The organism is Actinopolyspora mzabensis, assembly GCF_900101095.1.
Taxonomy (GTDB): domain Bacteria; phylum Actinomycetota; class Actinomycetes; order Mycobacteriales; family Pseudonocardiaceae; genus Actinopolyspora; species Actinopolyspora mzabensis.
This window is the reverse complement of the sequence record NZ_FNFM01000001.1, coordinates 264,839-285,157: the sequence shown is the minus strand read 5'-3', so window position 1 is coordinate 285,157 and position 20,319 is coordinate 264,839. Positions and strand designations below refer to the sequence as shown.

The window sequence follows — 20,319 nt, the reverse complement described above, 5'->3', positions numbered from 1 at the left end:
AACCCACCGGGGAGAACTCCGGTCAGCGGCCCGCGATGAAGGCGAGCACGTCCTGCCTGGTGACGACGCCGGCCGGTTTGCCGTCGACCAGCACCATCGCGCCGTCGGCGTTCTTGAGCGCCCGCATGGCCGAGTTGATGTCCTCACCTGCTCCGATCGTGGGCAGCCGCGGCGACATGTGGGTCTCTACCCGGTCGGCCAGGTTGGCCCTGCCCGCGAACAGCTCGTCCAGCAGATCGCGCTCGTTGATCGCGCCCGCTACCTCGGCTGCCATGACCGGGGGTTCGGCCTTGACCACCGGCATCTGGGAGACGCTGAACTCGCGCAGGATCGCCACCGCCTCGGCGACCGTCTCATTCGGATGTACGTGCACCAGTTCGGGTATGGTGCCGTCCTTGCGCCGGAGGACGTCCCCGATCGAACCGCCACTGTGCCCCGGCGGGAGGAAGCCGTAGGAGGCCATCCAGGAGTCGTTGAAGACCTTGGTGAGATAACCGCGCCCGCTGTCGGGCAGCATCACCACGATCACGTCCTCGGGATCGACGCGCTCCGCCAACCGCAGCGCCGCGACCACGGCCATGCCGCAGGAACCGCCGACCAGCAGCGCCTCCTGCCGAGCCAGTTCCCTGGTCATCCGGAAGGAGTCCCCGTCCGAGACGGAGATGATCTCGTCGCAGATCTCGCGGTCGTAGGTGTTCGGCCAGAAGTCCTCGCCGACGCCCTCGACCAGGTAGGGACGCCCGTTTCCGCCGGAGTAGACCGAGCCCTCGGGATCGGCGCCGACGATGCGGACCCGCCCTTCCGAGACCTCCTTGAGGTAGCGCCCGATACCGGAGATCGTGCCGCCGGTACCGATCCCCGCCACGAAGTGCGTCACGCGCCCCTCGGTCTGCTCCCAGATCTCCGGACCGGTCGAGTGGTAGTGCGACTCGGGGTTGGCGTGATTGTTGTACTGGTTGGGTTTCCAGTAGCCGTCCTGCGCCGCCAACCGGTCGGAGACGCTGTAGTAGGAGTCCTCGTGCTCGGGTGGAACCGCGGTCGGGCACACGACGACCTCGGCACCGTAGGCCTCCAGGACGTTGCGCTTGTCCTCGCTGACCTTGTCCGGGCAGACGAACACGCAGCGGTATCCCTTGCGCTGTGCGATCATCGCCAGTCCGACACCGGTGTTGCCCGAGGTGGGCTCCACGATGGTGCCTCCCGGCGGGAGTTCCCCCGACTCCTCGGCTGCCTCGATCATGCGCTCGGCGATCCGGTCCTTGACGCTGCCGCCGGGGTTGAAGTACTCGACTTTGGCCAGCACCCGGGCGTTGCCGGGCTTCGTCAGCGAGTTCAGCCGCACCAACGGTGTGTCACCGACAAGATCGGCCACGTGCTCCACGTAGTCCACGGCGGTTCCTTCCTCGTATCAACCGTGTGCGGTGCGGCCGCACCGCGGCTCCGCACGAATTCTCCCGGGCGAAAACTGCCCACCAGCAGTCTCCCCATCGGCCTCCCCGCGCTCTCGGCGGGGTAGTCGGTTCGTGAGCCTTACGAACTCGTTGTTCAGGCGATTTTCACCCGTTCGCCCACTGCCCACCCATTAACCATTCGCCCGCGACGAACGATATTCGGGTTACGGAACCTTCGACGGGTGCTCCACGCCCAACCGGACGGGAACCGGACTCCCCGGACATGCGCCCCCGCCCGAACGGAGTGACCATTCGGCAGAGCGGTGTCCGAGGCGTCCGCGAGAGTCGGGGAGGCAACGATGATCGCTGCGCGACTGCTGCGGTTGGCTGCCGTCGGCACCGCTTCCGTGGGCGGACTGTCCGGCGCGGCGTACGGGCTGCTCAACGAACAGTCGAGATACGCCAGGCGTGTTATCGGGTTGCCCGGCAACGGTCCCCTGGACGCGGACGGGACCTACTGCCCCGAACACTTCGGTGGCGAGGCGGCCGCCGCGATACCGCCGCTGGAGTTCGCCGTGCTGGGTGATTCCTCGGCCGCCGGGCTCGGTGTCGAGGTGGCGACCGAGCTGCCCGGGGCACGGCTGGCGAGCGGGCTGGCCGAGGAGTTGGAGCGTCCGGTGCGGTTGCGCACGCACGCGGTCGTGGGCTCGACCACGAGGGGGCTGGAGCGGCAGATCGACGCGGTGCTCCGGGAACCGCCCCGGCTGGTGCTGGTGCTGATCGGTGCCAACGACGTGACGACCCGCATACCGGTGAGCACGAGCACGGGGCTGCTGGAACAGGGGGTGGCCCGGTTGACCGGGGCGGGGGTGGCGGTGGTCGTCGGCACCTGCCCGGACCTCGGAGTGGTCCGCCCCATCCCGCAGCCGCTGCGTTCGATCGCCCGCAGGAGGAGTCTCACTCTGGCGCTCGAACAGCGCCGGGCGGTGGAGCGGTCCGGTGGGCATGCCGTACCGCTGGCCGACCTGCTCTCCCCGGAGTTCCTGACCCGCCCGGTGGAGTTGTTCGGCCCGGACCGGTTCCACCCCTCGGCGGCCGGGTACGAGACGGCCGCCGAGCTGCTGCTGCCGACACTGTGCGACGCGATCGGCGCCTGGACCGGGGTACCGGTGCCCAGGGCTCCGGCCCGTTCCGCGGCGGTGGAGGCCCGTAGACCGACCCGCCGGCTCGTGGCCAGGTTGAACCTGTGGTGGGGCCACCGCGCTGAGAACTGAGCCGGGAACTCCCCCACAGTCGCACTGTGCAGGTTCCAAAGACTCGGAACGACGCACGCGGGGTACCCCGGAGCGTGGTCGGTTCCCGTTCGGACGGCGTCGATCTCTCGCGAAATCGCCGGGACGGCAGGGCGGCACAGGCCCCGGGCTCCGTCGATTTCTCGCGAAATCGCCGCGACGCTGAGCCCCGAACCGAGCTCCGACCACCCTCGCCACCTGCACCGCCGCGGGTTCTCACGGGTCGCCTCGCGAGGACAGCCTCGACGTGGCGTAGTAACTACTCGATGTCGAGGCTCCCGCAGCGAGAGCCGTGCGAGAGGTTCCGCCACAGCACCCACAACGACAACCGAAACGGTCCAGTGCCACAACAATAAGGTGTTCTCGGCTGATGTGCAGGCGTACCATCCAGTCGGTATGGCATTGTTGTGAGCGCGATCACCGCGCCAACAGCCGGTAGGCCCCTAGGGTGAGCACATTCCACCGTGCGTGGCTCGGACACGTCACGGGAACCGTTTCGAAACAGACGCAGCAACCGCGAAGGAGTTCCCGCCATGACCGAAGCAGTCATCGTCGCGACCGCCCGCTCCCCCATCGGGCGTGCGGGCAAGGGATCGCTGCTGGACATGCGCCCGGACGATCTCTCGGCACAGATCGTGCGGGCCGCGCTGGACAAGGTTCCCGAACTCGATCCCGGCGAGATCGACGACCTGATGCTCGGCTGCGGCCTGCCCGGCGGCGAGCAGGGGTACAACATGGGGCGCGTGGTCGCCACGCTGCTCGGCCACGACCACCTGCCCGGGACGACGATCACCCGCTACTGCTCGTCCAGCCTGCAGACCACCCGAATGGCCATGCACGCCATCAAGGCGGGCGAAGGCGACGTGTTCATCAGCGCGGGGGTGGAGACGGTTTCCCGCTTCGCGAAGGGGAACTCGGATTCGCTGCCGGACACCGCCAACCCGGTGTTCGACCGGGCGCAGCAGCGCACCCAGCAGGCCGCCGAGAACGGCGCCGCCGATTGGGTAGACCCGCGGGAGTTCGACGAGCTCCCCGACGTCTACATCCCGATGGGGCAGACGGCGGAGAACCTGGCGCTGGCCAAGGGCATCGGCAGGGAAGAGATGGACGAGTTCGGGGTGCGTTCGCAGAACCTCGCGGAGAAGGCCGCCGCGAACGGGTTCTGGTCCCGGGAGATCACTCCGGTGACCACACCCTCCGGAACGGTCGTGGACACTGACGACAGCCCGCGTGCCGGGGTGACCAAGGACGCGGTGTCCGGCCTCAAGCCGGTTTTCCGTCCCGACGGGCGGATCACGGCGGGCAACGCCTGCCCGCTCAACGACGGCGCGGCCGCGTTGGTGATCATGAGTGACCGCAAGGCTGAGCAGCTCGGCCTGACCCCGCTGGCCCGGATCGTGTCCACCGGTGTGACGGCGCTCTCGCCGGAGATCATGGGGCTGGGCCCGGTGGAGGCCTCCCGGCAGGCGCTCGGCCGGGCGGGCATGGGCATCGGCGACATGGACCTCGTCGAGATCAACGAGGCCTTCGCCGCCCAGGTGATCCCCTCCTACCAGGAGCTGGGAATCCCGTTGGACAAGCTCAACGTCAACGGCGGCGCCATCGCCGTGGGGCACCCCTTCGGGATGACCGGTGCGCGGATCACGACCACGCTGCTGAACTCGCTGCGGTACCACGACAAGCAGTTCGGGCTGGAGACGATGTGCGTCGGCGGTGGCCAGGGCATGGCCATGGTGCTGGAACGGCTGAGCTGACAACGGGTGGGCGCGGCTCGTCACGTTGAGGCGCGGTTCGTCGCGGGACGGGCCGCGTGCACAAGGTCACGGACACAGGCCGCGTCTCGGAAACGGCTACCGGTGCCGTTCGCAGCCACGAAAAGCGGCGCCCGTCCCTCCCGTATCGGAAGGGACGGGCGCCGCTTGGGTTCTACTGAGCTCCTGCTCCGCTCACCCGGGCTCCTGCCGGGCGGAACTCGCGGGCACGTGGCCGTTCGCGCCGGACGCGCACCCACGAGAACCGGACCGGCGAAGTACCGCTAGTCGCTCTGCAGGTAGGACAGCAACCGCAGGATCTCCAGGTACAGCCACACCAGCGTGACCATCAGGCTGAACGCGATGTACCAGGCGAACCTGGCATCCACACCGCTCTTGATGGCGCTGTCCGCCTGGTCGAAGTCCAGCAGGAAGACGAACGCGGCGATACCGATGCACAGCAGGCTGAAGCCGATGGCGAGCAGACCGCCGTCGCTGCCGCGGATGCCGAGACCACCCTCGACGAAGAAACCGGCGACCAGGTTGACCAGCATCAGCGTGGCGGCACCTGCCGCCGCGCCGATGACCCACTTGGTCAGCTTCGGGGTCACCCGGATCGCGCCGGTCTTGTAGACCACCAGCATGGCCCCGAACACACCCATGGTGCCCGCGATGGCCTGCATGATGATGGCCGGGTTGTTCACCATGGAGGCGAACAGGTGGCTCACCGCGCCGAGGAACACACCCTCGACGGCGGCGTAGGCGATGACCAGCGCCGGGCTCACCTTCTTCTTGAAGATGTTGGCCAACGCCAGTACGAACCCGACGAGCGCCGCCGGGAGCGCCAGCCCCCAGGAAGCGGCACCACCGATGAGGTAGGTGGCCGCACCGGTACCGATCGTGATGGCCAGCGTGGTGGCCGTCTTGGTCACGATGTCGTCGATCGACAGCGGCCGTCCGGTCTGCTGCGGAGCGGTGGTGGCCTGCCCCTCGGTGCCGAAGGCACCTGCGGGTTGGCCGTAGTTGAAGTTCGCGTACCCCCCACCCTTGGGCAGGTTCTTGAACGCAGGGTTGCTGCTTGTGCGCAAGTCATCCTCCCGGGCGTGCGTGCGCCGTCACCCGTATTAACGGCCGGGAGCCGTGATCGGTTCCCGGCCACGTAAAACGCACTTTACCCGCAATCGCGGCACCGATCCCAGTGCCTCACCTGTTTCGGGAACGTCACGGTTTCACCGGCGTTTCTTCTGGCTCCGTTGCGCCCCCGACTGCTTACCCGAGCCACCCGAACGATTCTTGGACTGCTGGCCCTTCTTGTTGCCCGAGTCACTCCCGGAACCACCGGAGGACTTGCCGCCGTTCTCCGAGCCGCCGCCCGAACCACCGGCGGACTTGGCACCCGCGGCCGACTTGGCACTCCCGGAACCGTTCTTGGAACCCGAGCCGGACTTGCCACTGGAGCCGGCCTTGGCTCCGGAACCAGTCTTGGTGCCGGAGCCCGTCTTGGAACCGTTGGTCCGTTGGGAGGTCTTCTTGGCCGCGGAGCCGCTCCCGGACTTGCCGGAGCCCGCCTTGGAACCGCTGCCAGTCTTGGAACCGCTGCCAGTCTTGGAGCCGCTGCCGGCCTTGGAACGATTGCCGGACTTGGCGCCGTTCTCCGAGGTGGCCTCGGGCGACTCCTCGTCCGTCTCTTCCTCGTCGAGCTCCGCGACGGCCTTGTTACCGCCGCCGCGATCCGGCTTCTGTCCCGGCTTGGGGCGCGGGGCCTCCTTCTTGGCCGCGATGTCCTGCTCCTTCTGGCGCGCTTCCTCCCGGTCGACCTTGTTGGTGAGGAAGTGCTGCTGCCCCAGGGTCCAGACGTTGTTGGCGAGCCAGTAGAACAGCACCGCCAGCGGCAGGAACCAACCGGAGACCAGGGCGCCGATCGGGGCGAGGTACATCATGACCTTGCCCATCATCGCGCTCTGCGGGTTGGCCATCGCCGCGTCGGACTGGCGCTTCATCGACATGCGCATCGTGAAGTAGGTGGCCACCGAGGCGACGATCATCAGCGGGATGCCCACCATGATCATATCGGCGCGGGTGGTGTCGAACTGCTCCAACTGCTGCTCGGGCTGGGTGATCCAGTTGGAGAGCTTGGCCCCGAAGATGTCGGCGTTGACGAAGGACTGAACACCCTGCCTGCCGAAGGCGAAGTTGCTGTCCTCGGTGGGGTCGAACCCGCGCAGCACGTGGAACAGGCTCAGAAAGACCGGGATCTGCACGAGCGCCGGAAGGCAGCCACCGAGCGGGTTGACCCCCTGCTCGGACTGCATCTTCTGCATCTCCTGCGCCATCTTCTGGCGGTCGTTCTTGTACTTCTCCCGGATCTTCTGCATCTGCGGGGCGAACTTCTGCATCTTGCGCCCCGCGCGGATCTGGCTCAGCGCGGGCTTGAGCAGCAGCACACGCAGGGTGAACACCAGGAAGAAGACGGAGAGTATCCAACTGATGCCCTGGTCCGGGCCGAACACGGCGCCGAAGAGCTGGTGCCACACCCAGAGGAGCCACGACACCGGGTAGAGGATAAAGCCGAAGAATTGCTCCACTCGTTCACTCCTGGTCGTCGCCCGGCGCGCTCATCCGGGCTCTACCTGCACAGCCGCACTCCGACACGAACCGGAGGGTTCAACCCCGCCAGGGTGCCACGAGCGCATTCGATCAAGGTGGGCGGGACGGCCCGTAACCGGCCGACCGGCACGGATGCCGAGCTTCGGGGGCGATGCGAATCCGGGATCCCTGACCGGCCACCGCTCGGCTACTCGATCACTCGCGCCACACACCCACTCGGCGAACACGTTCGAACACGGCAAAACCGCGTCACGTTCCGGTTCCGGATTGTACGCGAAACGAACGGCTCCCAGTCCCCCGATTCCGGCTCCCCGGCAACCGAATTCGGAAGTGTCCGATCGGGAACTTGACTTCGAGTTTGATCGAACTCCTACCTTCGATCTCGACAACGACACGCGGCACGACAGCCACTTCCGGGATTCGGGAAGGAAACGAGATGAGCAACGACAGCACGACCGGCGAGAACCTGCGCGTGGCAGTGATCATCGGCAGCGTCCGGGAGGGCCGCTTCGGCCCGACCGTGGGCAACTGGATGGCCGCCGAGGCCGAACGCCACGGTGACTTCGAGGTCGACCTGGTGGATCTGGCCGAGGTGGAACTGCCGATCGACATGAGCGTGAGCTCCGCCTCGGACGCGGGGAGCTCGAAGACGTCACTGCACGAACGACTCGACGCCGCCGACGCCTTCGTGGTGGTCTCGGCCGAGTACAACCGCAGTTTCCCGGCGTCGTTGAAGAACGCGATCGACCACCACAACTCCGAGTGGCACGCGAAGCCGGTCGGGCTGGTCTCCTACGGCGGGATCGCCGGCGGACTGCACGCCCTGGAGAACCTCAGGCAGGTCTTCGCCGAGGTCCGCGCCATGACCGTTCGGGACACGGTGAGCTTCCAGTGGGCCGGGCAGGCCTTCGACGAGGAGGGCTTTCCCAAGGACAGGGCGGGCAGCACCGCCGCGGCCAAGATGATGCTCGACGAGTTGTCCTGGTGGGCCACCGCGCTCCGGGACGCGAAGGAGAAGCACCCCTACCGGCGTTGATCGGGTGAGCGTTACGCGGCTTGTGCCGGTCGGGCAGGGTTTGGGCCGGGCAGCTCACCGCTCGGGTGGGGATTTCCGGCACCACGCCGGTGGAAACCCCGCGAGGTGGCGGCGGAAGCTTCACTCAGTCCGGGAAGAAGCGGATGGCGGGACGCCCGCCGGGACCCTCCGCGTCCACCCGGGCGCGAACGTTGTAGACCTCGGCGATCAGCTCCTCGGTCAGCACCTGTTCCGGCGAGCCCGCCGCCACGGCACGTCCCTCCGCCAGCACCAGCAGGTGATCGCAGAACATGGCCGCCAGGTTGAGGTCGTGCAGGGCGATGACGCTGGTCACCGGGATCCGGACCACCAGCGCCAGCAGCTCCAGCTGGTGCTGGATGTCCAGGTGGTTGGTGGGCTCGTCGAGCAGCAGCTCCTTCGGCTGCTGTGCGAGTGCCCGCGCGATCTGGACCCGCTGGCGTTCCCCGCCCGAGAGGGTGTGCCAGGACCGGTCGACCTTGTCCTCCAGCCGGGTGTACTCCACGGCTGACCGCACCGCTGTCTCGTCGTCGGCCGTGGCCCCCACCCAGGCACGCCGGTGCGGAATGCGGCCGAGACGAACGACGTCGAGCACGCTCATGTCGACCTCGGTGCCCGCGTGCTGTTCGACCACGGCCAGCCTGCGGGCGATGTTCTTGCGCCCGACCCGTTCGATCGGGGAGCCGTCGAGTCGGACCACGCCCTCCGACACCTGGCGAACCCCGGCCAGCAGCCGGAGCAGCGTCGACTTGCCCGAACCGTTGGGGCCGAGCAGCCCGACGGTGGCTCCCTCCTCCGGAGCGATGCTGACGCCGTCGACTATCAGCTTCCCTCCGGCACGCCAGGAAACCTCCTCGGCCAGCAGACTCATGGACGTCGCTCCCTGCGATTCGTAACGGAACTTGCCTTCTCCGGTCGGGTACCTTGTCCGGTCGGGTGCCGCGTTCGCGGTCGGTTTCCCAGCCACGTTTTGCCATTCATCGAGCTGTTGTCCGTCTCACCGGGGCCCCCGACGTGACAGCGCCGAACACCACGCCCGCCAACCGGCACCGCCGCGGGTTCTCCCGTGCGGCTCTCGCGAGGACGGCCCCGACGTCGTGTAGTAACTACCCGATGTCGGGGCACCCGCAGCGAGAGCCGTGCGAGAGGTTCCGCCGAGCGAGCAGCCCCGGAAGCCGAACCGACGAATTCCTACTAGTGCACCTTGCGGCTGCGGTAGAGGATGACCACGAACGCGGGCACCCCGACCAGCGAGGTCATCACGCCGACCGGGATCTCCTGCGGATCGAGCAGCGTCCGGGCGATCGTGTCGATCCACACCAGGAAGATCGCCCCGGCCAGCGCGGTGGTCGGCAACAGCCTGCGGTGGCCGGGGCCGACGATGGCCCGCGCCGCGTGCGGCAGCACCAGCCCCACGAAACCGATGGCGCCGGAGGCACTGACCAGCGTGGCCGTGAGCAACGCGGTCACGACGAGCAGCAGCAACCGGGTGCGCGCCACCGGAACGCCGAGCGAGGCGGCCGCGTCCTGCCCGAAGGTGAACGCGTCCAGCGAACTCGACTTGGCGGTGCACACCACCAGCACCGCGAGTAGCGCGCCCAGGCACAGCCACACCTCGAACCAGCCGGTGCCGCTCAACGAACCGAGCAGCCAGAACAACACGCTGCGCGTCTGCCGGGAATCGGCGACCGACATCACGATGAACGAGGTCAGCGCCGAGAACAGCTGCATGGCCGCGACCCCGGAGAGGATCACGCGGTCGGCGGTGCCACCGACGATGTGGCTGAGCACCATCACCAGCGCGAACGAGACCAGCGATCCGAGGAACGCGCCGAGCGACAGCGAGAGCACGCCGCTGCCGATTCCCAGCACCACGACCAGCACGGCCCCGGTGGAGGCCCCGGAGGAGATCCCCAGCACGTACGGGTCGGCCAGCGGGTTGCGCAGCAGGGACTGCATGACCACGCCGCACAGTCCGAGCCCGGCCCCGCAAACCGCCGCCAGCACGGTCCGGGGCAACCGGAGGTCCCAGATGATCCCCTCGCGGATCAGTGAGAGTCCGGCGTCGCCGAGACCGAGGTGCTCGCCCACCACCGCCCATACGTTGGTCACCGCGATGTCGGCCGGACCGAACGTGATGGTGACGGCGATGGAGAGCGCGAGCAGCAGCAGACCGGCCAGCCAGAGAGCTGCGGCGGCACCCCCGCGGGATCGGGCCAGTAGGGCGCTCACTCGACGAGCCCGAACTCACGCAGCTTGGCCGCGACCCGTTCCACACCGTCGACGGTCCGGATCGAGGGGTTCATGGCGGCGCCGCTGAGCCGGATGTAGCGGTCGTTGCGCACGGCGGCCATGTGCTTGGTGACCGGGTTGTTCTCCAGGAACTCGATCTTCTGGGCGGCTTCCTCGGCGGTCTGGCTCTCGCGAGTCAGGTCACCGAGGACCAGCACGTCCGGGTCGCGCTGGGCCACGGTCTCCCAGTTGATCTGCGGCCATTCCTTGTTCGTGTCGTCGAAGACGTTCTTCGCGCCAAGCTCCTCGGTGATGATGCCGGGCGCGCCGCAGCAGCCCGCCATGTAGGGCGACTCCTTGTTGGCGAACCAGTAGAGCATGCTCACACCGGAGGCGTCGATCTCGGAGGAGGCCTCGTCCAGCCTGCCGCGCAGCTCCCCCACGAGCTCGTCACCGCGCTCTTCGACGTCGAAGATCCGCGCGAGCTCCTCGATCTCCCGGTAGATGGTGCTCATCTCCAGCGGCTCGTCGCGTGCGCCGTCGCCGTCGCCCTCGTTGTTCTTGACGCAGTCGGCCGGGGAGAGATAGGTGGGCACGCCCATATCGGCGAAGTCGTCCCTGGAGGAGACCTCCTGGAAGGTGCTCTCGAAGGACGCGGAGACGAAGTCCGGCTCCTCGGCCAGCACCCGCTCGTAGGAGGGGGCGTTGTCGGCGAGCCTGGGGACCTTCGAGTTGGCCTCCCGCAGGCTCGGCAGGATCGGGTCGGTCCAGGTGGCGGTGCCGACCACGCGATCGGCGAGACCGAGCGAGAGCAGGATCTCGGTGGAGCCCTGGTTCAGCGAGACCGCGCGTTCCGGCTGGGCCTCGACGGTGATCTCCCTGCCGCAGTTCTCGACGGTCCTGGGGTAGCCCGCGGCGCTGTCCTGGCCGGAGACTTCCGAGCCGCTGCCGCCGCAGGCGGTCAGCACCCCGAGGCCGAGCGGAAGCAGACAGGTCAGGGATAAGACACGGGACGATCTCTTCATGAGTCCTTCTCCGTCGGGGCTCCATGCGCGAGAGCCGTGCGGGCGGTTTCCGTGCGTCGCGTCGGGCGACGCCACAGCCAGCAGGTTTTCGGGCTCGAGATCCTCCGCCCGGAGCGCCTTCCCGAGAACTCGTCTCAGTGGCCGCTGCTCCGCGCGTCCCTCTCACCGCTGCGCGTCAGCTCCGGATTCGCACCGGATTCCCTGCGCCGCCCGGCGGCACTGCCCGGGCGGGTTGACTGGCGAGGAAGAACCTAACAATTCCGGTGAGTGTGACTCCGCTCGGTGTGGGCGGCGCAACGTCGTGGCCCGAACACAGCGGCGACAGGAGAGGCTGTTCACAGTCGGTTCGGTGCCCGGAGATCCGGGGCCCTACGGGTGGCCGCCGCAGGAGGTCACCCGCCCACGAGCGAGGATTCTCGACTCCGCCGCACAGCGATACGGGCCGGGACAGTCGAGGGCGTCGGCATAATGCCAACTACCGGAGTCCTTCAGGGGTCGCGAGGACGAGTCGGAGCCGGGAAACCGGATCCCTCCGCCACTGGCGGTCGTGGCCCCTCGGGCCCGCTGTACGGCTCCGGTTTTGTCCCGGTATGCGTTTTGTCCCCGGTGTGCCCCATGTGCTCGCGAGCAGGTTCGGCCAGGAGGCGCGCTGGTCGTGATCGGCACGGGACTGTCCACATCGCGATGCTCGACAAGGAAGCGACGAAAGAGGACAGTGGAAGAAGACCGACAACGTCGCGTCCAAGATCTCACGTAGGAACGATCTCACCGAAGGCCGTCTCACCAGCGACACGCCGAGTCCGAAATGGACAACTCAGCACATCCCGCTGAGCGCGATGATCAACAAGTGCTGTGAACAACGGTTTTCGGTGCCCCCGGTCGGACTCGAACCGACACTACGACGATTTTAAGTCGTCCGCCTCTGCCGATTGGGCTACGGGGGCGCGTCCTCGGCTAGTCACCGACACGCCTTCGGTAACCGACCCACAGTGGGCCCCTTATTAAGACGTGCCAATGCTGCCGTTGGTTCCAGAAGAAACGAAACCGCCATCTGGAGCAAACCCGATCACAGCGTGTAAAAAACATCAACACTGCCGCGCCACACGCACTACCATAGCCACCCATACGGGTGACATCTTTCCGGCAATGCTCGTGAAAAAGTCACAGAAAGTCAAGGGAGCGGGAGATCACACACAACGGGCCGTGCGCCGGTTCCCCGACGCACGGCCCGTTGCCGATCGTGTGATCACCGAGCGAAGAGCCCGGAGCGGGCTCAGCTGGAAGCCGCACGCTTGAAATCGGAACGGGGGTTCTGGATCTGCCCCATCGAGACGACCTCGCGCCGGAACAGGAACGCGAGAGTCCAGTCGATGACGATCCGCGCCTTGCGGTTGAAGGTCGGCATCTTGCTCACGTGGTAGGTGCGGTGCATGAACCAGGCCACGAAGCCCTTGGCCTTGAAACCGTAGACGTCGGCCACGCCCTTGTAGAGTCCCAGCCCCGCGACGGAACCCGCGTTGCGGTGGAAGTACGCCTCGGTCTTGCGACCACGCAGCGAGGAGATGAGGTTCTTCGCCAGCTGGTTGGCTTGGCGAACGGCGTGCTGCGCCGAGGGAGCACAGGTGGCGTTGGGGTCCTCCTCGGCCTTGGACAGGTCCGGCACGGCCGAGCAGTCACCCGCGACCCAGACGTCGGGGTGCCCCTCGACGCGCAGGTGCGAGGTGGCCTTGACCCTGCCCCGCTCGTCCAGCGGGAGGTCGGTGTTCTTCAGCACCGGGTTGGCCTTCACCCCGGCGTTCCAGACCAAGGTGTCGGTGTCGAACTCGGTCCCGTCGGAGAGCACGGCGTGGCCGTTCTCCACCGACTTGAGGAACGTGTTCAGGTAGACCTTGATGTCGCGTTCCTCGAGGGCCTTGACGGTGTAGACGCCCATCTTCTCGCTGACCTCGGGCATGATCCGCCCGGCGGCCTCGATCAGCGACCAGCTCATGTCGTCGCGGGTGATGGACTCGTAGTAGCGGGTGGCGTACCTGGCCATGTCCTCCAGCTCGGCCAGTGCCTCGGTACCCGCGTACCCCCCACCGACGAAGGTGAAGTTCAGCAGGCGCTTGCGCAGCTCCGGATCGGTGGTGTTGGCGGCGGCGTCCATCTTCGCGAGCACGTGGTTGCGCAGATAGATCGCTTCGCCCACGGTCTTGAGACCAATACCGTGTTCGGGCAGACCCGGGATCGGCAGCAGGCGCGAGACGGACCCGAGTGCGACAACGAGCACGTCGTAGCCCAGGTCACTGGCGATGCCCTCGGCATCCTCCACCGTGACCGATCGCTTCTCGTGGTTGACCTCCGTGACACGCGCGGTGAGAACGTGACACCGCTTCAACACTCGTCGCAACGGCGCTACCACGTGACGGGGCTCAACGTTGCCCGCCGCCGCTTCCGGGAGGAAGGGCTGGTAGGTCATGTGCGGCTGAGGGTCGACGACCGTCACCGAAGCCTCACGGCGGCCGAGCTTGGACTGCAGTCGCAACGCGGTGTACATACCGACGTAGCCGCCGCCGAGGATGAGAATCCGGGTGGGATCGGATTTACCAGCCATGCCTCTATGGTCACACCAATACGCGACGGGCCACCCCGGCGGCCCCCTCAAATGTGACACCGCTCGCGGGTGTTCCTGATCACAAAAACAACCCGTGCACGGTCGTGGACGGTGCGTACAGCCCCATCGCGGTACGCATCCGTCGTGAGTTCCGCTCGTGCGGTACACACGTCCTCGAAGGAAGAACCGGGATCACCGGGAGGACGCGGGCACGATCGGCGTGGCTACCGGTCGCCTACGACGCTGGCGAACACCGGGTGAAGTCGATCTCGAATCATCCCCGCCCACCATACCGGAGACTCGGATCGACGAGCGCGGGAGCACCGAATCGAGAGGCCCGTCACACCCTCCCAGCGCTTCGTTCGCGGCGTACCCACTGAAGGTTTGATCTTCTCGACGATCTCAGCCGTCAACACGCGCGCCCACTCCATCGGGTCGAAGCTGTCGCGATAGTTCTCCGGGGCGCGTACGAGGACAACCGAGCTGATGTGCGTGTTGCTGTCAGCGGCCAGGTCCACCAATCGACAGGTCAACCGTTCGACAGCGGCCGCGGTCACCGGCTCGGACCGCAGTCTGCTCGTGTCCAGCGCTGTTCCCGGACGGTGCCGACACGCGATGTCCAGGTCCGCCGGAGCTCGCGATGGCTCCCGCTCCACCGCGCTGCCGTGCACGACGAGCAGATCGAGATCGTATCTGCCGCACAACCGCTCGACTTCACCCGACTCCACCGCGGAGGGGAGCCGCCCGAGCGCTTCGCGCGGCGGCGTCGTCATCACCGCTCGGCATAACCGCGCGGCCTGGGGGCAGCGATCACGCACCGAGCACGCCGATGTCCGACGCGGCGTCGGCGAGCTGAACCGAACGCCTCACCCGATCCCCGCCGCCTCCTCGGCGCGTCCCAACACGTCGCGCGGCAGCTCGCTCGTCATCAACTTCGTCCGCACCTTCCGTTGTCCGACGTTCCTGGTTTTCACGGAACCGGAGCGGAACGGCCACCCGGCCCGAGCCGTCACGCTCCAGGAGATACGAACTCCACTCCGCAGTAGCTCGTCGCCGTACGTGCGAGTCGGCCGTCCGACGTCACGAGCGGGATGCCGCGTGCCTCCGCCAACGCCACGTATGCGGCGTCATAACCGCTAATTCCGGCGCGGAGCTGCAACATCCGGGGGAGAAGCTCGTCGATCGAGACGTGATCGACGCCGAGCAGTGGAAGGCGCTCAACCGCTCGGACGGCCTGCTCCTCCTTGATCTTGCTACCAAGCGTGAGCCCGCGGACGACCGAGAACACCTCCGCCTTCCAGTGCTCGGGGGCGGCCCATTCGATATCCCTGCCCAACACAGCCCTTGCCCGACGCCCGCGCTCATCCGCGTAGAGCAACATGTTCGCCAGCACCGACGCGTCAACAACGATCACGCCACGCCACCCGCCCCGGGTCGACCAACCCCACCATCCAGATCATCCAGCCTCGCTTGCTCCAAGAGGGTTGCGGCATCCGGTGCATCGTCATCGGCACCACCCCCCTGGGCAAGATCGCGTTCAATCTCGGAGAGAAGCTTCCGGTTACGGCTGAACGCCGCCTGCCGCCGCAAGACCCCTAGCAGGAAGGCCTGCAACGACTGGCCGCTCTCGCGCGCGTCTCTCCCGAGAGCCTCCTTGACGTCGTCTGGCACATCTCGAATCGTAAGCACCGCCATGACTGCATTTTGCAGTCTTGCTGCATTGACAGTCAAGTCATCCCACCCCCGCCGCCTCCTTGGCGCGTCCCAGCACGGCCCGCAACATCTCCGGCGTCAGCCTGCCGGTGAAGGTGTTCTGCTGGCTGACGTGGTAGCAGCCCAGTAGCACCAGTTCGGCCCCCGCCGGGTCGCGCAGCGTGGCCCGCGCTCCGTGCCCGAACCTCGGCTTCGGGCGGGGCACCTCCCACCCACCGGCCGCCAACACCGCCAGCAGGGCCTGCCAGCCGTAACCGCCCAGCACCACCACGACCCGGAGGGTCGGCCGGAGCAGCTCGAACTCGCGCGCCAGCCAGGGCGAACAGGTGTCGCGCTCGGCCGGGGTCGGCTTGTTGGCGGGAGGAGCGCACCGCACCGGCGCGGTGATCCGCGTGCCGTACAGCCGAAGCCCGTCGCCGGCCGACTCGGAGTGCGGCGCCGAGGCAAGCCCCACGTCGAACAGCGCCCGGTACAGCACCTCGCCGGAACGGTCGCCGGTGAACATGCGTCCCGTCCGGTTGGCCCCGTGCGCCGCGGGCGCCAGCCCCACCAGCGCCAGCGAGGCGTCGGAGGGCCCGAACCCCGGTACGGGCCTGCCCCAGTACTCCTGGTCACGAAAGGCGGCGCGTTTCTCCTCGGCCACCCGTTCCCGCCAGCTCACCAGTCGGGGGCAGGCGCGACAGCCGGTGACCGCCTCGTCCAGCTCGGGCAGCGTGCTCGCCTCGCCCGCCGAGGTGGTCGGCTCGACCCGCCCCTTGGCGGAGGCTGGGGAGTGTGTCTCGTTCACCACGGTCACGGTGGCACATCGCCCGCACAACCCTGCGCGGGCCGCCGGGTCCTCCGGTCGAGACGATTAGGCTACGGCCCATGACAGCCAGCGAGGAAACCGAGAACACCGGCGAGTCGAACCGGCAGTCGAGCACGCCTTCGGCCGAACCGACCGACGACCTGGTCAGCACGCATCACACGATCACGGCCAACGGCAAGCAACTCTCCTACACGGCCACCGCCGGCCGGTACGTGCTGCGGGAGGAGAGCTACACCGACGGCAAGTTCGACGGGCACGTAGCGGGTGCCGAGGTGTTCGTGACCTCGTACGTGGCCGATTCGCCGGACTCCTCCGACCGCCCGGTCACGTTCGCCTTCAACGGCGGCCCCGGCGCGGCCAGCGCGTTCCTGCACATGGGGCTGCTGGGGCCGCGCAAGGTGGTCTCCGGCGACGCGGGCCAGCTCGCGGCCCCGCCGTACGGTCTGACCGACAATCCGGAGACGCTGCTGGCGCACAGCGACCTGGTGTTCATCGACCCGGTCTCCACCGGCTTCTCCCGGGCGGTGCGCGGCGGCAAGGCGGGCGACTTCCACGGCTATCGGCGCGACATCGAGTCGGTGGCGGAGCTGATCCGGCTGTGGACCACGCGCAACGGCCGCTGGCTGTCGCCGAAGTACCTGGCGGGCGAGTCCTACGGCACGTTGCGGGCCGCTTCCCTTGCCGAACACCTGCAGAGCAAGTACGGGCTCTACCCGAACGGGCTGCTGTTGATCTCGACGGTGCTGGACATGGGCACCATCCGCTTCACCGAGGGCAACGACCTGCCCTACAGCCTGTTCCTGCCGACCTACGCGGCCATCGCGCACCACCACGGCAAGCACGGGGAGCGCCCGCTGCGCGAGGTGCTGGACGAGGCCGAGGAGTTCGCGGCGCGGGACTACCCGTGGGCGCTGCGGCAGGGTGCCCGGCTGTCGGACGAGGACCGCGCCGAGGTGGTGCGGCGCACCGCCGAGTTGACCGGACTGACCTCGGACTACGTGGACCGGGTGAACCTGCGGATCGAGCACCTGCGGTTCTTCACCGAACTGCTGCGCGACAAGCGGCTGACCGTCGGCCGCATGGACGGACGCTTCACCGGCTGGGAGCCCGACGCGGGCGGTGAGCACCTCTCGGACGACCCGAGCGTGTCGGGACTGATCGGGGCCTACTCGGCCGGGGTGAACCACTACCTGCGGCAGGAGCTGGAGTACTCCAACGACCTGCCCTACGAGGTGCTGTCGATGCGGGTCCACCCCTGGTCCTACGAGGACTTCGAGGGGATGGCGGTGACCGCCACGGACAAGCTGGCCAAGGCGATGCGCAGCAACCCGCACCTGCGGGTGCACGTGGGCTGCGGGCACACCGACGGGGCCACGCCGTACTTCGCGGCCGAGCACACCCTGGCGCAACTGGAGATCCCGCGGGAACTGCGGGACAACATCGACGTCCGCTACTACCCAGCCGGGCACATGATGTACGTGCACGAGCCGTCGCGGATCAAGCAGTCCGCCGATCTAGCCGAGTTCGTCTCCCGGTGAACCGGTTCGTCCGTCCGCCCGGTCTGACTGGGTGGTTACTCGGCGGAACCTCCCGTGCGGGTGGTCCAGCTACGTGAGTGGTCGGTGTTCGGCCTGCGGGAGTGGTGGGAGCTCAGTCCTGCGTCGCAGCGGCACCGCGATTTCGCGAGAAATTGACGCCGACCGGGGCCGCACCGCCGCAGGGGGCGTCGATTTCGCGCGAAATCGACGCCCCCCACCGCGAGGAGAGGCTCCTCGGAGAGACAGCGCTTCCCTCAGGAAACGACGTGCTCGTGCCGTTCGGCGAAGTGGCAGGCGCTGGGGTGGCCGTCGGCCAGTTCGAGGTCGACGCGGCCGCCGTCGCGCCGCACGGCCAGCTCGGGCTCCTGCTCGGCGCAGATGTCCTGCGCCTTCCAGCACCTGGTGCGGAACCGGCACCCGGACGGCGGGTTCGCCGGGCTGGGCACGTCACCGGTGAGCCGGATGGCCTCCCTGCGGTCGCGCACCGAGGGATCCGGCACGGGCACCGAGGACAGCAGCGCCTGGGTGTAGGGGTGCTGCGGGTGCTCGTAGATCTGGTCCTCGGTGCCGTTCTCGACCATCTTGCCCAGGTACATCACGCCCACCCGGTCGGAGAGGTGCCGCACCACGCCGAGGTCGTGGGCGATGAAGATGTAGGACAGGCCGAACTCGGACTGCAGATCACCCAGCAGGTTCATCACCTGCGCCTGGATCGAGACGTCCAGTGCGGACACCGGCTCGTCGCAGACGATCACCTTGGGCTTGAGCGCCAGCGCACGGGCGATACCGATCCGCTGCCGCTGCCCACCGGAGAACTGGTGCGGGTAGCGCCGCACGTGCTCCGGGTTGAGCCCGACGGTGTCGAGCAGCTCCTGCACCCGTCGCTGCCGGTCGCCCTTCGGCGCCACCTCGGGGTGGATCTCGAACGGCTCGCCGACGATGTCGCCCACGGTCTTGCGCGGGTTCAACGAGGTGTAGGGGTCCTGCAGCACGATCTGCATGTCCCTGCGCAGCTGCCGCAGCTGGGACGCGCTCTTCTTGCCGAACATGTCCACGCCCTCGAACAGCGCCCTGCCGCTGGTGGGCTGCTCCAGCCGCATCAGCACCTGGGCCAGTGTGGACTTGCCGCAGCCGGACTCGCCCACGATGCCCAGCGTCTCGCCCCGGTTGAGGTCGAAGGATACCCCGTCCACCGCCCGCACGTGACCGATGGTCTTCTTGAACACGATCCCCTGCTGCACCGGGAAGTGCTTGACCAGGTCGCGAACTTGCAGAATCGGCTCACTCACTGCTGATCAACTCCTCGGCGAAGTGGCAGGCGCTGTAGCGCCCGGGGCGGAGTTCGAGCAACTCCGGAACCTTCCGGCGGCACTCGTCCGTGGCGCGGTGGCAGCGCGGGTGGAACGGGCAGCCCTCGGGGATGTTGGCGAGGTTGGGCGGGAGCCCCTTGATGCTGGCCAGCTGTTCGCCCTTCTGGTCCAGCCGGGGAATGGACTCCATCAACCCCTCGGTGTAGGGGTGTGCGGGGCGCTTGTACAGCGACTCCGCATCGGACTCCTCCACCACCCGACCGGCGTACATCACCGCGATGCGGTCGGCGACCTCGGCGACCACGCCGAGGTCGTGGGTGATCAGGATCAGCCCCATGCCGCGTTCGCGGCGCAGCTCGTCCAGCAGGTCCATGATCTGGGCCTGCACCGTCACGTCCAGCGCGGTGGTCGGCTCGTCGGCGATGAGCAGGTCCGGGTCCAGCGCCAGCGACATCGCGATCATGGCGCGCTGCCGCATGCCACCGGAGAACTGGTGCGGGAACTCCTTCACGCGCTGCTTGGCGTTGGGGATCTTGACCAGGTCCAGCATCTCGGCGGCCTTGGCCATCGCGTCCTTGCGCGACATCCCCCGCCGGAAGCGGAACTGCTCGGCGATCTGGAATCCCACGGTGTAAACCGGGTTGAGCGCGGAGAGGGCGTCCTGGAAAATCATCGCCATGTTCTCGCCCCGCAGCCCACGGCGGCGGTCCTCCGTCGCGGAGAGGAGCTCCTCCCCGCGGTAGCGGATGGCTCCCTTGGTCACGAAGCCCGGCGGAGTGTCCAGAATGCCCATCACGGTCTGCGCCGTGACGCTCTTGCCGGAGCCCGACTCGCCGAGCACGGCGAGGGTCTCCCCCGCGTCGACGTGATACCCCACCCCGTTGAGCACGTTCGCCGTGGCCTCGCGGGTGCGGAACTCGACGTGCAGGTCTTCCACTTCGAGCAGGCGCGACTCCGAGGAGCCGCCCGTGCTGTCGTCGGTAGCCGACAAAGCGGCCCTCC

General features: G+C 67.8%; 17 protein-coding genes, 1 tRNA gene and 1 riboswitch. Of the genes, 4 read left to right on the top strand and 14 right to left on the bottom strand.

Translation table 11 applies throughout. The features are described 5' to 3' along the window. Positions 1 to 22: 22 nt before the first annotated feature. The gene (locus tag BLR41_RS01255; protein ID WP_092625510.1) at positions 23 to 1,390 is read right to left on the bottom strand and encodes a cystathionine beta-synthase; all 1,368 of its coding nucleotides are present in this window, start codon (positions 1,388 to 1,390) and stop codon (positions 23 to 25) included. 360 nt (positions 1,391 to 1,750) lie between these two features. On the opposite strand from BLR41_RS01255, the gene BLR41_RS01250 reads away from it, so the two are divergent. Then, positions 1,751 to 2,665, top strand: coding sequence for an SGNH/GDSL hydrolase family protein (locus BLR41_RS01250; RefSeq protein WP_092625508.1), 915 nt, complete (start codon positions 1,751 to 1,753; stop codon positions 2,663 to 2,665). A gap of 551 nt (positions 2,666 to 3,216) precedes the next feature. Next, positions 3,217 to 4,437 (top strand): acetyl-CoA C-acetyltransferase, encoded by a 1,221-nt coding sequence (locus tag BLR41_RS01245; protein WP_092625506.1) that lies wholly within the window; start codon positions 3,217 to 3,219, stop codon positions 4,435 to 4,437. 281 nt (positions 4,438 to 4,718) lie between these two features. Here BLR41_RS01245 and BLR41_RS01240 read toward each other — a convergent pair whose 3' ends face one another. Together BLR41_RS01240 and yidC are read right to left on the bottom strand one after the other, a co-directional pair. Continuing rightward, on the bottom strand, positions 4,719 to 5,522 hold the full coding sequence (locus BLR41_RS01240) for a Bax inhibitor-1/YccA family protein (RefSeq protein WP_092625504.1): 804 nt from the start codon (positions 5,520 to 5,522) through the stop codon (positions 4,719 to 4,721). A gap of 141 nt (positions 5,523 to 5,663) precedes the next feature. Next, positions 5,664 to 7,019 (bottom strand): membrane protein insertase YidC, encoded by a 1,356-nt coding sequence (gene yidC / locus BLR41_RS01235; RefSeq protein ID WP_092625502.1) that lies wholly within the window; start codon positions 7,017 to 7,019, stop codon positions 5,664 to 5,666. Positions 7,020 to 7,477: 458 nt separating this feature from the next. On the opposite strand from yidC, the gene BLR41_RS01230 reads away from it, so the two are divergent. Beyond that, entirely contained in the window at positions 7,478 to 8,077 is a 600-nt protein-coding gene (locus BLR41_RS01230; RefSeq protein ID WP_092625500.1) for an NADPH-dependent FMN reductase, read from the top strand. Positions 8,078 to 8,201: 124 nt separating this feature from the next. Here the strand turns inward: BLR41_RS01230 and BLR41_RS01225 are convergent, their stop codons facing one another. The 9 genes from BLR41_RS01225 to BLR41_RS01185 all read right to left on the bottom strand — a co-directional run bounded on the left by BLR41_RS01225 (position 8,202) and on the right by BLR41_RS01185 (position 16,373). Continuing rightward, positions 8,202 to 8,966, bottom strand: a complete 765-nt coding sequence (locus BLR41_RS01225) for an ABC transporter ATP-binding protein (RefSeq protein ID WP_092625498.1) — start codon at positions 8,964 to 8,966, stop codon at positions 8,202 to 8,204. Positions 8,967 to 9,289: 323 nt separating this feature from the next. Continuing rightward, positions 9,290 to 10,327, bottom strand: a complete 1,038-nt coding sequence (locus BLR41_RS01220; protein WP_092625496.1) for a FecCD family ABC transporter permease — start codon at positions 10,325 to 10,327, stop codon at positions 9,290 to 9,292. Then, positions 10,324 to 11,352, bottom strand: a complete 1,029-nt coding sequence (locus BLR41_RS01215; protein WP_092625494.1) for an ABC transporter substrate-binding protein — start codon at positions 11,350 to 11,352, stop codon at positions 10,324 to 10,326. Before BLR41_RS01215 ends, BLR41_RS01220 begins: the two co-directional genes overlap by 4 nt. Before the next feature lie 62 nt (positions 11,353 to 11,414). Then, a riboswitch (cobalamin riboswitch) is annotated at positions 11,415 to 11,608 on the bottom strand. Positions 11,609 to 12,222: 614 nt separating this feature from the next. Further along, positions 12,223 to 12,296, bottom strand: a tRNA-Leu gene (locus BLR41_RS01210). Positions 12,297 to 12,625: 329 nt separating this feature from the next. Beyond that, complete coding sequence (locus BLR41_RS01205) at positions 12,626 to 13,948, bottom strand: NAD(P)/FAD-dependent oxidoreductase (protein ID WP_092625492.1); 1,323 nt, start codon at positions 13,946 to 13,948, stop codon at positions 12,626 to 12,628. Positions 13,949 to 14,172: 224 nt separating this feature from the next. Beyond that, positions 14,173 to 14,721, bottom strand: a complete 549-nt coding sequence (locus BLR41_RS01200; RefSeq protein ID WP_092625490.1) for a hypothetical protein — start codon at positions 14,719 to 14,721, stop codon at positions 14,173 to 14,175. 236 nt (positions 14,722 to 14,957) lie between these two features. Further along, the gene (locus tag BLR41_RS01195; RefSeq protein WP_092625488.1) at positions 14,958 to 15,362 is read right to left on the bottom strand and encodes a type II toxin-antitoxin system VapC family toxin; all 405 of its coding nucleotides are present in this window, start codon (positions 15,360 to 15,362) and stop codon (positions 14,958 to 14,960) included. Beyond that, complete coding sequence (locus BLR41_RS01190; protein WP_218119840.1) at positions 15,359 to 15,679, bottom strand: FitA-like ribbon-helix-helix domain-containing protein; 321 nt, start codon at positions 15,677 to 15,679, stop codon at positions 15,359 to 15,361. The genes BLR41_RS01195 and BLR41_RS01190 overlap by 4 nt, the downstream gene beginning before the upstream one ends. 1 nt (position 15,680) lies before the next feature. Continuing rightward, positions 15,681 to 16,373 (bottom strand): uracil-DNA glycosylase, encoded by a 693-nt coding sequence (locus BLR41_RS01185; protein ID WP_218119868.1) that lies wholly within the window; start codon positions 16,371 to 16,373, stop codon positions 15,681 to 15,683. Between the two features lie 155 nt (positions 16,374 to 16,528). On the opposite strand from BLR41_RS01185, the gene BLR41_RS01180 reads away from it, so the two are divergent. Beyond that, positions 16,529 to 18,007, top strand: a complete 1,479-nt coding sequence (locus BLR41_RS01180; RefSeq protein WP_092625486.1) for a S10 family peptidase — start codon at positions 16,529 to 16,531, stop codon at positions 18,005 to 18,007. A 254-nt stretch (positions 18,008 to 18,261) separates the two neighbouring features. Here the strand turns inward: BLR41_RS01180 and BLR41_RS01175 are convergent, their stop codons facing one another. Together BLR41_RS01175 and BLR41_RS01170 are read right to left on the bottom strand one after the other, a co-directional pair. After that, complete coding sequence (locus BLR41_RS01175; protein ID WP_092625484.1) at positions 18,262 to 19,296, bottom strand: ABC transporter ATP-binding protein; 1,035 nt, start codon at positions 19,294 to 19,296, stop codon at positions 18,262 to 18,264. Beyond that, complete coding sequence (locus BLR41_RS01170) at positions 19,289 to 20,308, bottom strand: ABC transporter ATP-binding protein (RefSeq protein ID WP_092625482.1); 1,020 nt, start codon at positions 20,306 to 20,308, stop codon at positions 19,289 to 19,291. Before BLR41_RS01170 ends, BLR41_RS01175 begins: the two co-directional genes overlap by 8 nt. Positions 20,309 to 20,319 lie beyond the last annotated feature (11 nt).

Bases quoted from the DNA above. Each gene is read 5' to 3' on its own strand.
- BLR41_RS01250 (WP_092625508.1), top strand. From the start codon at position 1,751: ATGATCGCTGCGCGACTGCTGCGGTTGGCTGCCGTCGGCACCGCTTCC.
- BLR41_RS01245 (WP_092625506.1), top strand. From the start codon at position 3,217: ATGACCGAAGCAGTCATCGTCGCGACCGCCCGCTCCCCCATCGGGCGT.
- BLR41_RS01230 (WP_092625500.1), top strand. From the start codon at position 7,478: ATGAGCAACGACAGCACGACCGGCGAGAACCTGCGCGTGGCAGTGATC.
- BLR41_RS01225 (WP_092625498.1), bottom strand. From the start codon at position 8,966: ATGAGTCTGCTGGCCGAGGAGGTTTCCTGGCGTGCCGGAGGGAAGCTG.
- BLR41_RS01215 (WP_092625494.1), bottom strand. From the start codon at position 11,352: ATGAAGAGATCGTCCCGTGTCTTATCCCTGACCTGTCTGCTTCCGCTC.
- BLR41_RS01205 (WP_092625492.1), bottom strand. From the start codon at position 13,948: ATGGCTGGTAAATCCGATCCCACCCGGATTCTCATCCTCGGCGGCGGC.
- BLR41_RS01200 (WP_092625490.1), bottom strand. From the start codon at position 14,721: ATGACGACGCCGCCGCGCGAAGCGCTCGGGCGGCTCCCCTCCGCGGTG.
- BLR41_RS01180 (WP_092625486.1), top strand. From the start codon at position 16,529: ATGACAGCCAGCGAGGAAACCGAGAACACCGGCGAGTCGAACCGGCAG.